Here is a 15773-nt window from a genome sequence, read left to right on the forward strand (position 1 = left end):
GCTGTGAAAGAGCAGTTGTACCGGATGATCTTCCGTTCCCCCCAGGCGCGGGAGCGCTGGGAGGCCCTGCGGCGGGAGGGAACCCCCCGGTGGAGGGCCTTGGCCGCCCTGCCTCTGGGCGCCCGGGAGGAGGGCCGCCCCCTGCCCGCTCAGGAGAGCGAGTCCGCCCGCAGCCGCCGGGAACCGCCCCGGGCGCTGGCCCGCAGGCTGGCGCATTTCGATGTGGTGAGCTTCGATGTCTTCGACACCCTCCTCCTTCGGGACGTGGACCGGCCGGAGGAGGTGTTCTCCTTTGTGGGGGCCAAGCTGGGCTATCCGGACTTCCGCCGCCTGCGGGTGGAGGCGGAGCGCCGGGCACGGGAGAAGAAGAGCCGGGCCCCAGGCGCCGGGGAGGTGACCCTTTCGGAAATTTGGCAGGAGCTAGAGCGGATGACCGCCCTGCCCCCGGCGGAGGGCATGGCTGCCGAACGGGAGGCGGAGGCCGCCCTCTGCCGGGCCAACCCCTATTTCCTGCCGGTGGTGGCAGAACTGCGCCGCATGGGAAAGGAGCTGGCGCTCCTCTCTGACATGTACCTGCCGGGGGAGTTCCTCCAGCAGCTGGTGGAGCAGGCGGGCTACGGCCGGTTCTCCCGCTGCCTGGTCTCCGGGGAGGCAGGCGTTTCAAAAGGAGCGGGCGGGCTGTTCCGCCGCCTGCGGGAGGCGTACCCGCCCGGCACCGCTTTTGCCCATGTGGGGGACCACCCCCTGTCCGATGGGGCCCGGGCCCAGGAGCAGGGATTTGTCCCTTTCCCCTACGAGAACGTCCACCGGGCTGGAGGGCCCTTTCGGGCCAAGGATCTCTCCCCCCTGGTGGGCAGCGTGTACCGGGCCCTGGTAAACCGGAAGCTACACAACGGCCGGTGGGAATTTTCCCGGGCGTATGAGTACGGCTTTGTGTACGGCGGCCTCTTTGCCTTGGGTTATTGCCGGTTTATCCGGGAGTACGCCCAGAGGAAGGGTGTGGACCGCCTGCTGTTCCTCTCCCGGGACGGGGCGGTTTTGCGCAAGCTCTACCAGCGGCTGTACCCGGAGGACCCCCGGCCGGTGTACGCCTACTGGTCCCGCCGGGCGGCCATGAAGGTCTGCGCCGGGCTGTTCCCCGAGGACTTTTTCCGGCGGTTCCTGTCCCACAAGGCGGACGGCCGCCGGACTTTGGGGGAGGCCCTGCACAGCATGGAGCTGGAGGCCCTGCTGCCCGGCCTGTGCCGTTCTCTAAAGCTGGGCCCCGCCGCCCCGCTGACGCATAAAACCGCCCGGGCGGTCCAAGACTACCTCACAGAGGCGTGGGACCAGGTGCTGGCGGTGTATGCCCCCCAGCGGGAGGCCGCCGGCGCCTACTATAAGAAGCTGCTGGAAGGCTGCAAGCGGGCTGCCGCCGTGGATATCGGCTGGGCGGGCACTGGGGCGGTGAGCCTCTCTTTTGCCGCCCAGAAGCTGTGGGGCCTGCCCTGCCGGATCAGCGGCCTGTTGGCAGGCACCAACGCCCAGAGCACCCCGGAGTGGGACAGCGCCGAGCCCCTGCTTCTCACCGGGCAGCTGGAAAGCTACCTTTTCTCCTCCCGGGAAAACCGGGACCTGTGGAAGCGCCACGACCCGCGCCTGGGGCACAACCTCTTCTGGGAGCTGCTGCTGGGGGCGGAAGAGGGCAGCTTGGTGGGGTTTTACCCCGCCCCTGAAGAGGGGTACCGGCTGGAGTTTTCCCCCGCTCCCCATAGGGAGGCGGTGGGGGACATCCACCGGGGGCTGCTGGACTTCGGGGAAGAATTTGTGGACACGGAAAAACGGCTGGGGCTTTCCTTGCCCATCTCCGGCCGGGACGCTTACGCCCCCCTGCTGGAGGTGTTCTCTGGAAAAAACGCCCCCTACCGCCGGGAATGGGAGGCGTTTCTGGATGAACCGGGCATTGGGTAAAGGGGTGCTGTACCACGCGGTCAGTTCCTATCAGTTGTTGGAGGCGATGCTGCACCGGCGGCTGTTTCACCGGGAGGAGCGGGCCACCCTGCTGCTGCCGGACTTTATCGTGGGGAAATACCCCCAGTGGCAGCGGCTGGAAGGGCCCTTCTTTGACCGGGTGGCCCTGTTCCCCTATCTGCTGATCCCCCACGGGGAGGAGGGCCGGGTCCTTGCGGACACAGCCGCCGCCTGGCAGAGCCTGGGCCTGCCCCCGGCAGAGAGCTTCTTCAAGCGGTATGTGATGGGGGCACACTTCTACTTTTCCCTGTATCTGGAGGCCAAGGGCCTGCCCTTCTCCTTTTTCGAGGACGCGGCGGGAGCCTTGAGCCGCCCGGACCAGGCTGCCGCCATCCTGGGGAGGAAGTTCCCCCAGCACGCGGAGCTGGCCCGGCGCCACGGGCTGTTCTCCGGGGAGAACCCCCTCATCCGGGAGGTGTTCTGCTGCCTGGAAGCCCAGGCCCGCTTCCCCCAGCTGCCCGTGCCGGTGTGGGACTTTTCCGTGGAGCGGGCCCTGGAGGCCCTCTCCCCCTGGGAGCGATGGCGGCTGGTGCGGTTTTTCGTGCCCCAGCCCCTCCGTTGCAGGGGAGAGGCCCTGCTGCTGACCCAGCAATTCTCCGCCCTGGGCATGCTCACGGAGGAGCAGCAGCGGGAGCTGTACCGCTCTCTGGCGGAGGGCCTTTTGCGGGGGGTGCCCCTGCTCATTAAAAAACACCCGGACGACCCCCTAAACTATGGGGAGGTGTTCCCCGGGGCTAGAACCATCGGGCCGGTGTTCCCCGCGGAGCTTTTGCCCTATGTGTTCCGGGGGAAGCGGCCCCAGCGGGTGTACGCCTTCGATTCCGCCAGCCTGGCAAACTTAGGGGAGCACTTTGAGACCGTGGGGCTGGGCAGCGTAGAGGTGACCGCCCCCAAGGGAAAACCTGTTGGAAAGGAGGAGCTTCATGCCTAAGAGCCTTGCCCTTGTCAATTCTGTGTACCATCTGCTCACGGTGGTGAATCTGCAGCACTTGGCTCCCCCCGGGGAGGAGACCGACCTGCTGGTCTCGGACATCACCCCTGGCCTTCAGGACCTCATTCCCCGCCTGGGGGAGACCGGCCTGTTCGCCCGGGTCCTTCCCGTGGGGAGCAAGGACTTGGGGGAGCGCTTTCCCATGAACCAGGAGGGGCCGGCGGCCCGCTGCCTGGAGGAGGGGGAGGCCCACCTCCGCTGGGCCTTGGGCGGGGAGCTGGAGGGGGAGTACCGCCGGGTGCTGTTCCCCAACTTCGACTGGCTGGCCCGGCTGCTGGCCTGCCGCTACAGCTGCCCCTTCTACTGGGTGGAGGACGGCTTTTCCAGCTATGTCATCGACTTTGCCCGGCCGGACCGGGCGGCGGTCAACCGGCACCCGTTGGGGGCTAGGCTGGGGGAGAGGACGGAGGCCGCCCTGCTCTACGAGCCCCGCCTGGCCATGCGGGGGGACGGGCGGAAAAACCTGCCCCTGCCCAAGCTCTCCCGGCAGGATGGCGCCCTGCGGGAGCTGCTGAACTTTGTCTTTGCCTATCACCCGCCCCAGGACCTGCCCCCCTTCCTCTTTTTGGAGCAGTCCTTCCGGGCGGAAAACATTCCAGGCAACGACCTGGAGCTGATGGCCCAGTGCCAGCAGGCGGTGGGGCCGGGCCGCTTCGGCGTGAAGCCCCACCCCAGGAACGGGGACCACCTGCTCCAGGCTTTGGGGCTCTCCCGCAAGGTGGGCTTGTCCGTTCCCTGGGAGCTGTTTTTGCTCAACCAGGAGCCGCCCCGGCCCACGGTGCTGACGGTGTGCTCTAACGGGGCTCTCAGCGGCAGGCTGTGCCTGGGGCTGGAGGACGATACAGTGATGCTCTACAAGCTCTACACCGGAAAGGTGCTGTGGAAGGAAAACCAGGTGCTCTCCCGGTATTTGGAGGCGTTCCGGCGCCAGTTTGCCGGGCGGAATTACTATGTGCCGGAGACCGTGTTCGAGCTGCGGAACGTGCTGAAGGTTTTGGGAGGACAGTATGGAGGTTAAGGTTTCCCTGATTATCCCCGTGTATGGGGTGGAAAATTACCTGGAGCGGGCGGTGGATTCCGCCCTGGCCCAGACCTTGGAGGAGAAGGAGGTCATCCTGGTGGATGACGGCAGCCCCGACGCCTGCCCCCAGATCTGCGACCGCTATGCCGCCGGATATCCAGGGGTGGTGCGGGTGCTCCACCAGGAGAACCAGGGCCTGGGCATGGCCCGCAACGCCGGGGCCCGCCTGGCCCGGGGGGAGTATATCGCCTTTATGGACTCGGACGACACCATCGAGCCGGAGATGCTCTCCTCCCTCTATGAGAAGGCCAAGGAGGGGGATTTCGACTGGGTGATGTGCGACGTGCGCATCCGCTATGTGGAGGAGGGGCGGGAGGTGGAGGTGCCCTCCTATCCCCGGGAAGAGGTGGACCTGGCGGACTACATCGCCCACGGCAACAACATCACCTACAGCGTGAACAAGCTGTACAAGCGCTCCATTTGGGAGAGGGAACGCTATGAGAAGATGCTCTTTGAGGATATCGCCCTCATCCCCTCCCTGGTGACCCGCTACCACCGCATGGCCTATGTGCCCCGGGCCTTTTACAATTACTACCGCCGGGGGAACACCATCTCCACCACCCCCACCGGGGACACGGTGGATATCGTCAAGGCCTTCCGGAAATTCCTCACCACCTGCGACCCCGCCTACCGGGAAGAGGCCGTGTACGCCGCGGCCCGCCAGCTGCTGTGGAACATGACCCAGTCCCGTCCCCTGTTTTTGCCGGACTTTATCGCCTTCCTCCACGAGTTTGAGGCGGATTTCCGCCTGAACCCCTACCTCAGGCAGGATAAGGAAGCGGGAAAGCTGGTGGACTATTTGGAGACCCCCGTGCTGCCGGACACCTTGGTCTGCGCCCACTGCCGCCGGGAGCTGCCTCCAGAGCTTTTGCGGGCCGTAAAGGAGCACTTTCCCCATGCCCGGGTGGTGGAGCCGGACGAAAGCTGGCTCTCCCGGGAGGAGGTGCCGGAAAATGTGCGCCAGGCCGCGGAGCAGGGCCATTGGCGGTATGTGGAGGAGTATCTGTCCCTGCTGTGCCTGTGGGAGGAGGGGGGCATTGCCCTTTCCCAAGAGGCCCTTCCCAGCCTTCTGCTCAAACGCCGCCGGATGGAGAAGGCCTTTTTCGGCTTTGAGAACCAGGAGGACCTGACCACCCTGTGCTTAGGGGCCGCCCCCCGCCACTATGTCATCCGGGCCTTGCTGGATTCCTACCGGGAGGAGCACCTCTACAACCGTGCGTTCCTGCCCCTGGCGGAGCGGCTGCGGGACTTTCTCATCACCCGGTTTCACTTAAAGCCCAACGGCCGCCGCCAAGTGCTGGAAGGGGACGTGGTGGTCCACCTGCCCAGCGTGCTGGCCTATGACCTGCACGACGGGGAAAACTGCTGCAAACACAACTTCCCCGCCCCGGAGGGCTGCGAGGTGGTCAGCGGGCAGGTGCTGGCGTTCTGGTCCCAGCGGGTGCTGGAGAACTGGAGCCTGTTCAAGCGGGAGAGGGAAAAGGGCCGCGCCCCGGGAAAAGCCCCTGCCCCGCAGAAGGCAGCGGCGGCAGGGTGCACCCAAGAGCAGCTGGAGGCCGAGGGCCGCCGGGTGGCCCAGCTCTATGAGAGCTCCACCAGCTGGAAGGTGACCCGGCCCCTGCGGGCGCTGGCCCGCCTGTGGAAAAAGGAGCCCCGCTAGAACAGGAGATCATCATTTTCCCGCAGTGCCTGCGGGATTGTTCAAGGAGGTAAACGCGATGCGTGTGATCGGAATTATCCCCGCCCGGTTCGACTCCAGCCGCTTTAAGGGCAAGCCCCTGGCGGACCTGTGCGGCCGGCCCATGCTGTGGTGGGTGTACCATCAGGTGAAAAAGGCCAAGCGCCTGGCGGAGGTGTGGGTGGCCACGGACCACGAGGCCATCCGCCAGGCCTGCGGGGAGTACCAGATCCCCTGCAAAATGACTTCACCCCAGTGCCCCACCAGCACCCAGCGGGTGTACGAGGCGGCCCAGTCCCTGAAGGCGGACCTGTACGTCTGCGTCAACGGGGACGAGCCCCTGCTGGACCCCGCCCTGGTGGACGCGGTGGTGCCGGATTCTCTGGAGGGGTTCTTCGCCGCCAATTTGATGGCGCCTATCCACTCCCCGGTGGAGGCGGTGGATGACACCAACATCAAGGTGGTGGCGGATGAGGCGGGCAACGCCCTGTTCTTCTCCCGCAGCCCCATCCCCCACCCCAAGGCCAGCGTGGAGTACCAGTTCTACAAGCACCTGGGGGTGCTGTGCTACACCCGGGCGGCCTTGGAGTTTTTTGATCAGACGCCCCGGGGGCCCCTGGAGTCCATTGAGGACATCAACGAGCTGCGGTTCATCGAGCACGGGCGCAAGCTGAAGATGATCCCCGTGGAGGCCAAGACCCTTTCCGTGGACACCCCCAAGGACCTGGAGTATGTGCGGGGGGTGCTGCGGCAAAAAGTGGACAGGGGGGAGATCTGACATGGGCGTACAGGTTTTGGACTGCACCCTGCGGGACGGGGGCTATATCAACAACTGGGAATTTGGCAGGCGGGCCATCGCCTCTATTTTGGATAAGCTGGAGGCCGGCGGCATCGACATCATCGAGTGCGGGTTCCTCACCAGCCGTCCCCGGGGGGAGGACTGCTCCCTGTTCCGCAGCCCCGGGGACATCGCCCCCCTGCTGCCCCAGCGGCCGCGCCGGGCCATGTTCGTAGCCATGATCGCCATGGGGGAGTGGGAGCTTCCGCCGGACCAGCTGCCGCCCCGGCGGGAGGGGGATATCGACGGAATCCGCCTCACCTTCCACCGGGAGGAGGCGGACCGGGCCTTTGCCTGGGCCGGCGCCATGATGGCAAAGGGGTACCAGGTGTTTCTGCAGCCGGTGGGCACTGCCTTCTATTCGGACCTGGAGCTTCTGCGCCTGGTGGAGCGGGTCAACCAGCTGAAGCCCTTCGCCTTTTATATTGTGGACACCCTGGGCAGCATGTACCGCAACCAGGTGGCCCGCCAGTTCCACCTCATCGACGAGAACATGGACCCCCAGGTCAAGCTGGGCTTTCACGGCCACAACAATCTGCAGCTGGCCTTCTCCAACGCCCAGGTGCTCTCCAACATCCAGGCCAAGCGGGACCTGATCTTGGACAGCTCGGTCTACGGCATGGGCCGGGGGGCGGGCAACCTGCCCACAGAGCTGATTGCCCGGTATATCAACAAGAACATCCAGTCCCGGTACAACGTGGCCATGGTCATGGATATCTACGATGAGTATATCGCCTTCCTCCGCCGGGAGTACGAGTGGGGGTACACCATGGCTTACCACATTGCGGCCATCCACGCCTGCCACCCCAACTACGCGGCTTACCTGCTGAACAAGCAGACACTGACCATGCAGGACATCGAAAGTGTGCTGCGTTCCATTCCCAAAGAGCGGCGGGTGGAGTTTGACAAGGGGCTTATCCGCCAGCTGTACGCCCAGTTCCAAAACCGGGCCATCGACGACAGCCGTGCCGTAGAGGAGCTTTCTGCCTTGCTGCGGGGAAGAAAGCTGCTGGTGCTGGCCCCGGGCCAGAGCCTACGCACCCGGGAAACCCAGGTGCTGGAGTTCATCCGCCGGGAGGACCCCTTTGTGTTCACCGTGAACTTTGCCGACCCCAAATTCCGGCCGGACGCCTGTTTTGTCAGCAGCCACAAGCGGTTGGACATCATCGGGCCCCAGGTGCGGGACATGGCGGGGGCGCGGCTTATCCTCACCTCTAACCTGGCGGCTTACGGTAGGGAGGGATGCCTGTTTGTGGACTATGGCCAGTGCGTCAACGAGGACGGCATGGTCTCGGACAACGCGGGGCTGATGCTGCTGAAGCTGCTGGAGCGCTGCGGGGCCCGGCAGGTGTTCCTGGCAGGGTTTGATGGCTTCCGCCCCCAGCCGGAGGCCAGCTACTACAGTCGGGAAGCCGTCCTGCCCGTCAACGCCGCGGAGCTTTTCGAGCGCCAGCGCCGCATGGGGGAACAGCTGCGGCGCCTGCCCCTGGAGATGGTGTTCCTTACCCCCTCGGCTTATGAGGACAGGGAGGGAAAAACATGAGCGCCTCCACGAAAAAGCGGCTCCTGTGGGCGGGGGGTATCCTTCTGGCGCTGGTGGTGCTGGCGGTGGGCATGGGCGTTTATTACGCCGGTCAGGCCAAGCGGACCTTGGACCAGGTGACCCAGCCCGGCGCTTCCCAGCGGGAGGTCTCCGTCTATGTGCTGGCCGATGACCCCGCCCAGGATCTTTCTGACGCGGCGGGATATCTTTTTGGCTCCCTGGCGGGGGAGGAAGAAGCGGTGGCCCGGCTGGAGGAGGCCCTGGGCGCTTCTCCGGCGGTGGAGGAATATCCCACAGCCTTCGCCCTGGCGGACGCCTTGCAGCAAGGGGCCTGCGGGGCCGTGCTGTTGGAGGAGTCCTACCAGCTGAGCCTTTCCGACGCCCGGGGCTATGAGTGGACCGCCGAAGGCATGCGCAGGCTGGGGGCGGTTTCCCTCCCCCAGGAGGAGGCCCAGCCCCTGCCGGTGCCGGAGGGCACCCCAGAGCGGTTCCTGCTCTACCTCAGCGGCAGCGACACCTTCGGGGACATTTCCACACTTTCCCGCAGCGATGTGAATATTCTGGCGGCGGTGGATACGCGCGCCAAGCGCCTGCTGCTGGTGGCCACGCCCCGGGACTTCTATGTGTCCTTCTCCCAAACCGGGGGCGCCAAGGACAAGCTGACCCACGCGGGCATTTACGGCATCCAGGCCTCGGTGGACGCCCTGGAGACCCTCTATGGGGTGGAGATTGACTACACCCTGCGGATGAACTTCACCGGCTTTGTGGAGATCATCGACGCCCTGGGGGGCGTCAGCGTCTACTCGGACCGGGAGTTCACGGTGGAGAATATCCGCACCTACCGGCAGGGGTACAACCAACTCACCGGCATTGAGGCACTGGCCTTTGCCCGGGAGCGGATGAGCTTTCCCGAAGGGGACTACCAGCGGGCCAAAAACCAGATGGAGGTCATCCGGGCCGTGGTGGAGAAGGCTTCCTCTCCAGCCCTGGTGCAAAACCTTCCCGCTGTGCTGGAGGCTGTTTCGGGAAATTTTGAGACCAATATGCCCCAGGCCCAAATTCTGGCTTTGGGGCCCCAGCTTTCCGGGGATTGGGACATCCAGACCTACACGGCCAGCGGAGAGAGCGCCTACCGGGAGACCTGGTCCATGCCTGGGCAGGAGCTGTACGTCATCCTTCCGGACGGCGCCAGCGTGGAAGAGGCCAGCGAAAGGCTGAGGGTCTTCCTGAAGGGAGAATGAGGGGGATTTCCAGAAGAGAAAAAACATGGGAAGATTTTTGTAAAAATAATCAAAAAGGGAAAAAGCGAAAAAGGAAATACTTGACAGGTTGACTTTTCTGGGCTTATACTGTATTGTGGAATAAGTGGTGGAGTCTGTCATAGGGAGCGAACGCGTCCCTATTTATTCCGAGCTTTGCGCTGTGTGAAATGGCGAGGCCCCTGCCGGAGGGGCCTGTGATCCCGGGCAAGAAGCGGCTCCCCCTGTTTGGGAGCCGCTTTTTTCACGTTTCAGGGCAGGCTGGGAAGCGGGCTTCCCCTTCCATGCAAAAATCCATTTTTTGAGAAGGGTTTGGTGAGTTCTATGGACGAGAGTCAACTGTCCCTGTTCTATGGCCTGTCGTTCCTGTGCGTTGCCCTGGCCTTCGCTTTTGCCGCCTACTTGTACCTGTGGGTGAAAAAGCAGAAGACTGAGAACGCCAAGATCCAGGAGGTGTCTTTGCTGATTAAGCAGGGCGCCAACACGTTTATGCGCCGGGAGTACAAGGTCCTGGCAAAATTTGCCGGTGTGGCAGCCATTGTCATTTTGATTTTGCTGCCCTCCCCCATTTGGACCGGCGATTTTTTGGACAACATCAAGATGGCGGTGGCCTATCTCTGCGGCACGGCCTTGTCCGCCATTGCCGGAAAAATCGGAATTTTGGTGGCCACACTGTCCAATGCCCGCACCGCAGAGGCTGCCCAGCGGGGCATTAAGCCGGCGTTCCTCATCGGCTTCCGAGGCGGCGCAGTTATGGGCCTGTTGGTGGTGGGCTGCTCCCTGCTGGGCGTAGCCGCCGTGCTGATGGTCACCGGCGACTCCAGCATCCTGCTGGGCTTCTCCTTCGGCGCCAGCTCTTTGGCCCTGTTCGCCAAGGCGGGCGGCGGCATCTTCACCAAGACCGCCGACGTCTCCGCCGACCTGACCGGCAAGGTGGAGCTGGGCATCCCCGAGGATGACCCCCGCAACCCCGCCGTCATCGCGGACAACGTGGGCGACAACGTGGGCGACGTGGCCGGCATGGGCGCCGACCTGTTCGACTCCAACGTGGCGGCCATGGCCTCTTCCCTGGTGATTGCCCAGTCCCTTTCCGGCACAGGGTTTAACAACGTGAGCATGGTGTTCTGCTACGCCATTCTGGGACTGTTTGCCTCTATCATCGGCATTGCCACCGCCCGTGTGGGGAAAAAGGGCCCCACCAGTGCCCTGAACTCCTCTACTTATGTGACCACCGCCATTTACCTGGTGCTCACCGCCATTGCCACCGCGGTGTTCCCCGGCTTCTCCTGGCGCATTTGGGGCGCCGCCGCCGTGGGCCTGCTGGTGGGCGTGATCATTGGCATCACTACCGACTATTTCACCGACGACTCCAAGCCTCCCGTGAAGAAAGTTGCCAAGGCTTCCTCTTCCGGCCCGGCGTTCACAGTGCTCTCCGGCATTTCTTACGGCTTTATCTCCGCCCTGCCCGCCATGGTGGGCATTGCCATCTCCGCCCTGGTGGCCTATAAGCTTTGCGAGCCCATGGGCGAGGGCTACGCCATCTTCGGCATCTCCATGGCTGCTGTGGGCATGCTGTCCATCGTGGGCATGATCATCTCCAACGACGCCTATGGCCCCATTGTGGACAACGCCCGGGGCCTGGCGGAAATGGGCGGCCTGGGAGAAGAGACCATCCGCACCGCCGATGAGCTGGACAGCGCCGGCAACACGGTAAAGGCCGTGACCAAGGGCTTTTCCATCAGCGCCGCCGGCCTGACGGTTATCTCCCTGCTGGGCGCCTTTATGAGCGAGGCCAACGACGCCCTGGCCGCCGCGGGCCGGGACCCGATTACCGGCTTCGACATTATGAGCCCCACGGTGTTTTTCGGTGTGCTGGTGGGCGCTGTGGTGCCCGCGGTGTTCTCTGCCATGCTGATTTTGGGCGTGGATAAGAACGCCCAGCGCATGGTGGCCGAGATTCACCGGCAGTTCAACTCCATCAAGGGCCTGCGGGAAGGCAAGCCCGGCGTGAAGCCCGAGTATGACAAGTGCATCGACATCGCCACTTCCGGTTCCCTGCGGGAGCTGATCCCCGCCGGTTTGATGACGATTATCGCCACGGTGGTGGTGGGCTTTATCGGTGGCCCCAGCGCCATTGGCGGCTTCCTGCTGGGCAACATTGTCAGCGGCCTGCTGATTGCCCTGTTCATGTCCAACGCGGGCGGCCTGTGGGACAACTGCAAAAAGTACATCGAGGCCGGCGCGGAAGGCGGCAAGGGCAGCGACTCTCACAAGGCGGCTGTCATTGGCGACACCGTGGGCGATCCCTTCAAGGATACTGCCGGTCCCTCTATCAACACCCAGATCACCGTGGTGAGCCTGGTTTCCTCGCTGCTCTCCTCTGTGTTCGTCATGTTCTCCTTCTTTAGCTGAACGCAGCTTTCCCCAGAGCGCAGGAAAGCGGCAGAACAGGAAAAAGCACCCAGATGGGTGCTTTTTTCTATGTCTGCGGCAGGTTCCCAGTGGGAATTGGCTGGTTTGGCAAAAAACAGGCCGGATTTTTTACTTGCAAATAATAGACATAAATGAAATTATGTGTTATAATCCAAACAAGAAGTTCAAAGAAAGGGGCATGCCCCTTTCTTCTGTGAGATAACCTCACAGAAGCGGCCTTATTTGAAAAGGAGGAACTGTAAATGAAGCGAAAATTGTTGGCAACTCTGTTGGCGTTGTGCCTCATCGTGGGCATGATACCCGTGGCAGCGAGTGCGGAAGATGGCGATGTTGCCCAAGTTGGTAACAACACTTATGCGACACTAGGTGAAGCGGTGTCCAACGCCAGTTCAGGGGAAACAATCAAAATGATTGCCGATACTGATATTTCCGATACCGGTTTAATTGTTCCGGAGGAGAAGTCTCTAATTCTTGATATTAACGGGAAAAAGATTGAGGCTTCCAATGTTCCATCCAAGAATATTGTAGTATATGGTGATTTAACAATCCGGGATAGTGCTGAAAACAGCACGGGAAAGATTTTTACTGAGTCAACCTATGCTTCCGGAGGGACCACGGCTCTTGTTTCTGCTATTGGCGAAAACGCTTCAATTATTCTGGAAAGTGGTTTCATTGATGCCGCTTCTTTTACTGATCCAGCGAATGAAGGACAATATGGTCTTGGTGTGATGAACGGAGGAGACATTACTATCACAGGTGGTAAGGTCGAAGCTGGCTGGTACGCCATTTCCGGGAATGGGAACAATAAAACACAAAACTCTATTATTGTCATCCAAGGTGGTGAATTGATTTCCACTGCTGACTATGCTGTTTATCTGCCTCACTCTGGTGAAACAACGATCACTGGCGGGACTATCTATGGTGCTGCTGGTGGTATCTCTATTCAAAGAGGAACACTTGATATCAGTGGCGATGCCCTGATTACTAGCAAAGGTACTGGCGATACAGGAGACTGGGGAGACGGTACAGGCGGGCAAGGATGCGCTGCACTAAATATTGCTGGAGAATACGGCGATTGTGCTGTGCAGATTTCTGGAGGCACTCTTACTGCCGAGCAGGACGCTTTGATCGTCAGAGGAAATAATGAAAACAATAAAGTGTTGGAAATTACTGGTGGTTCTTTCTCTTCCGATGTGAGCGAATATGTTGCTGATGGCTATACCATGGTCGAGAGCGATGATGAGTATGTGGTAGAGCCTCTGGGACCTGGAAATTCGGTCGCCCAGGTGGGAGAAAACTATTTTGACTCCTTGGAAGAGGCTATTAGCAAAGCTGAGAGCGGCGATACAGTTGTGTTATTGAAATCTACAACTGGTAATGGAAATATCTATATTAGCGACGGCCGTGAAATCACTCTTAATTTGAATGGTTTTGATGTAGGATTTGCTCAAAATGGGAAAATCAATTTAACGCATGGCATTCTCAACCTGATGGGTAGAGGCATGCTGTATGAGGAAAAGCCTTATTACGCCCCTGTCATGTTATACGGGGCAGAAACAGATCAAGCGGACTACACAGTCATAACCGTTGGAGAAGATGTCATTTTGCAAGGGTGGTCTGGTTTATTTGTTGATTATAATGAGGCTCAAAAAGCGTATGGCGTAAAAGCTACTGTATATGGCACTTTAAATAGTGTTCGCGATTATACTGGGGCAGGAGGTCATGCGTTCTATATAAATGGAACGATTAAAGACACAGATGGAAACGTTCCCGAATTTATTCTTGACGGTGCCACATTGAATACAGAAGATGGCAATGGCATGTATCTTGCTGGATATGCGAAAACAACTATCACGGATTCTACGATTATTAGCAATAGTGAAGATAGCACAGGTATCGAAATCCGTGCTGGTGAGTTGGAAATTACTGACAGTACAATTATTGGTGGTAATGGGGAATATACTGAGGCACCTAATGGAAACGGATCTACATCTTCTAATGTAGCTTTGGCGGTAACTCAGCACACAACAAAGTTGCCCATTAAAATTACTGTCAATAGCGGTACATTCTCTGCAAATGCAGCTTTCGTCCAGGCAAACCCTCAAGAGAATGGCCCAGAGGATATTGATAAAGTGACACTGGAGATCAACGGCGGCGATTTCAATGGATTAGTGTATAGCGAAAATAAAACTAAATTCATCTCCGGCGGCAACTTTACTCACGACCCCAGTGAGTATGTGGCAAAAGGGAAGGTTGCTGTAGAAAGCGATGAACCTGGCTACAACTACATGGTAACAGATGCTAATACAGAGGCGCCTGCGGAAGTTGTTACAGCGGAACCAGACGCGAATGTATCCGAGAGTATTACAGAAGAAGCGGATAAGGAAGCTGCCGAGGCTATTCAAAGTGCTCTGGATGCCAACGTTGTTTCTGGCGATGGCCTGACCGCCGCGGCGAATACTGTGGCTAAGAACAATACAGTAACAACGAATACGGAAGTTTTAAAGCAGTTGAACGAAGTTCTTCCCAGTGGATCGGAAGAGGCTACTGTCAAAAATACTACTATCGTAATCCAGCCTTACATGGACATTTCCATTGATGCGGTTGATATGGCAGCAAAGACGGTGACTCTGGATATCACTCCCATGTACCGTACTGTGGCTACTACGGCAAACCTGGAGAGTGGCCAGATTATTTTGGACAGCGAGGATAGCGGAACTGTCAATGCGGTGCAAATTGGAGACCCTCGGCCCTTAGAGATAAACAAGCCGGTGACTATCACTCTTACATTACCTGCTAATTTTGCTACTTCTAACGAAACGCTTTACATTCAGCACATTAAAGATGGGGGCCGTACTTACTATTACACAGGTACTGTGGACACAGGTACTGTGGATAGCAAAAACCTGACTTTTACTAATCCCAATGGCTTCAGTACATTTACGGTTTCCACTACCAATGGAGCGGTAGCGGAAGTTGAGGGTATTGGATACGCCAACTTCCAGGATGCTGTGGACGCGGTAGAAAATGGTGGGACTATTAATGTGCTGAAAAGTGGTGATTACAGCGTATCTGGAAATAAGACTTTTAGTATCACCTATGAAGCTGGGATCGCGGTTACCTTGAAAGCTGCAACTGGATATGTTTTAACTCAAGAGGGAAACAACACTTATACCATTGCCTATGCAGGCGGCGGCACACCCTCCGAGCCGGAAGAGCCCACCTGGCCCTTCACGGACGTGACGGAAGGGGAGGACTGGTTCTATGACGCCGTGGCCTATGTATACGAGAACAACATCATGGCCGGCACCGACGAGACCACCTTTGAGCCCACCATGGAGCTGGATCGCGCCATGGCTGCCCAGCTGTTCTACAACCTGGAAGGCAAGCCCGCTGTGACCGGCGACTCCACCTTTACCGACGTGACCTCTGGCCACTGGGCTGTGGACGCCATCACCTGGGCCGCCCAGAACGACATTGTGGCGGGCATTGGCGGCGGTCTGTACGACCCCGACAGCAACGTGACCCGTGAGCAGTTCGCTGTGATGTTGTACAAGTACGCCCGCTTCAAGGGCTACGACCTGACGGCTACTGGCGACCTGACCCAGTTCCCGGACGCTGGCTCCATCAGCAGCTGGGCGGAAACCGCCCTGAGCTGGGCCAACGGCAAGGGCCTGATCAACGGCCATGAGAATGGCACCATCGACCCCAAGGGCAGCACCATCCGCGCCCAGGCGGCCAGCATCATGGCGAACTTCGACCAGAACGTGGCCAAATAAAAGAACATAGCGCACACAGGAATGGCTCCCGCAAGGGAGCCATCAGCCTGTCGAAAAAGGTCACCTTTTGGTGGCCTTTTTTCTCGTATTGAGAGAGAAAATGCGGTATAATGGTGTAGGGTGATAAAAATGCTGGTAAAGAACGCAGAAAATCGAGAGCA

9 protein-coding genes are annotated in these 15773 nt (G+C 60.1%); all 9 read left to right on the plus strand.

Annotated features, from left to right (window positions below; all coding sequences use genetic code 11):
- The first annotated feature begins 3 nt into the window (after window positions 1-3).
- The 9 genes from ODJ80_RS12880 to ODJ80_RS12920 all read left to right on the plus strand — a co-directional run bounded on the left by ODJ80_RS12880 (window position 4) and on the right by ODJ80_RS12920 (window position 15612).
- Window positions 4-1950 carry a hypothetical protein gene (locus ODJ80_RS12880; protein WP_263042389.1) on the plus strand — a complete coding sequence of 649 codons (1947 nt, stop codon included), beginning with the start codon at window positions 4-6 and terminating at the stop codon, window positions 1948-1950.
- Window positions 1931-2941, plus strand: coding sequence for a hypothetical protein (locus tag ODJ80_RS12885; RefSeq protein WP_263042390.1), 1011 nt, complete (start codon window positions 1931-1933; stop codon window positions 2939-2941). Before ODJ80_RS12880 ends, ODJ80_RS12885 begins: the two co-directional genes overlap by 20 nt.
- A complete protein-coding gene (locus ODJ80_RS12890) occupies window positions 2934-4019 on the plus strand; it encodes a hypothetical protein (protein ID WP_263042391.1) in 1086 nt (361 codons plus the stop codon). Before ODJ80_RS12885 ends, ODJ80_RS12890 begins: the two co-directional genes overlap by 8 nt.
- The gene (locus tag ODJ80_RS12895; protein ID WP_263042392.1) at window positions 4009-5742 is read left to right on the plus strand and encodes a glycosyltransferase family 2 protein; all 1734 of its coding nucleotides are present in this window, start codon (window positions 4009-4011) and stop codon (window positions 5740-5742) included. The genes ODJ80_RS12890 and ODJ80_RS12895 overlap by 11 nt, the downstream gene beginning before the upstream one ends.
- Before the next feature lie 58 nt (window positions 5743-5800).
- Window positions 5801-6538 carry a 3-deoxy-manno-octulosonate cytidylyltransferase gene (locus tag ODJ80_RS12900; RefSeq protein ID WP_263042393.1) on the plus strand — a complete coding sequence of 246 codons (738 nt, stop codon included), beginning with the start codon at window positions 5801-5803 and terminating at the stop codon, window positions 6536-6538.
- A 1-nt stretch (window position 6539) separates the two neighbouring features.
- Complete coding sequence (locus ODJ80_RS12905) at window positions 6540-8141, plus strand: aldolase catalytic domain-containing protein (protein WP_263042394.1); 1602 nt, start codon at window positions 6540-6542, stop codon at window positions 8139-8141.
- A complete protein-coding gene (locus tag ODJ80_RS12910) occupies window positions 8138-9382 on the plus strand; it encodes an LCP family protein (protein WP_263042395.1) in 1245 nt (414 codons plus the stop codon). Before ODJ80_RS12905 ends, ODJ80_RS12910 begins: the two co-directional genes overlap by 4 nt.
- Window positions 9383-9724: 342 nt before the next feature.
- Window positions 9725-11812 (plus strand): sodium-translocating pyrophosphatase, encoded by a 2088-nt coding sequence (locus tag ODJ80_RS12915; RefSeq protein ID WP_263042396.1) that lies wholly within the window; start codon window positions 9725-9727, stop codon window positions 11810-11812.
- A gap of 263 nt (window positions 11813-12075) precedes the next feature.
- Entirely contained in the window at window positions 12076-15612 is a 3537-nt protein-coding gene (locus ODJ80_RS12920; RefSeq protein WP_263042397.1) for an S-layer homology domain-containing protein, read from the plus strand.
- Window positions 15613-15773 lie beyond the last annotated feature (161 nt).

Source organism: Acutalibacter sp. LFL-21, assembly GCF_025630755.1.
Lineage (GTDB): Bacteria > Bacillota > Clostridia > Oscillospirales > Acutalibacteraceae > Acutalibacter > Acutalibacter stercoravium.

What these genes read in the sequence shown, in the direction of transcription:
- ODJ80_RS12885 (WP_263042390.1), top strand. Translation starts at nt 1,931, where the DNA reads ATGAACCGGGCATTGGGTAAAGGGGTGCTGTACCACGCGGTCAGTTCC.
- ODJ80_RS12890 (WP_263042391.1), top strand. Translation starts at nt 2,934, where the DNA reads ATGCCTAAGAGCCTTGCCCTTGTCAATTCTGTGTACCATCTGCTCACG.
- ODJ80_RS12895 (WP_263042392.1), top strand. Translation starts at nt 4,009, where the DNA reads ATGGAGGTTAAGGTTTCCCTGATTATCCCCGTGTATGGGGTGGAAAAT.
- ODJ80_RS12900 (WP_263042393.1), top strand. Translation starts at nt 5,801, where the DNA reads ATGCGTGTGATCGGAATTATCCCCGCCCGGTTCGACTCCAGCCGCTTT.
- ODJ80_RS12905 (WP_263042394.1), top strand. Translation starts at nt 6,540, where the DNA reads ATGGGCGTACAGGTTTTGGACTGCACCCTGCGGGACGGGGGCTATATC.
- ODJ80_RS12910 (WP_263042395.1), top strand. Translation starts at nt 8,138, where the DNA reads ATGAGCGCCTCCACGAAAAAGCGGCTCCTGTGGGCGGGGGGTATCCTT.
- ODJ80_RS12915 (WP_263042396.1), top strand. Translation starts at nt 9,725, where the DNA reads ATGGACGAGAGTCAACTGTCCCTGTTCTATGGCCTGTCGTTCCTGTGC.
- ODJ80_RS12920 (WP_263042397.1), top strand. Translation starts at nt 12,076, where the DNA reads ATGAAGCGAAAATTGTTGGCAACTCTGTTGGCGTTGTGCCTCATCGTG.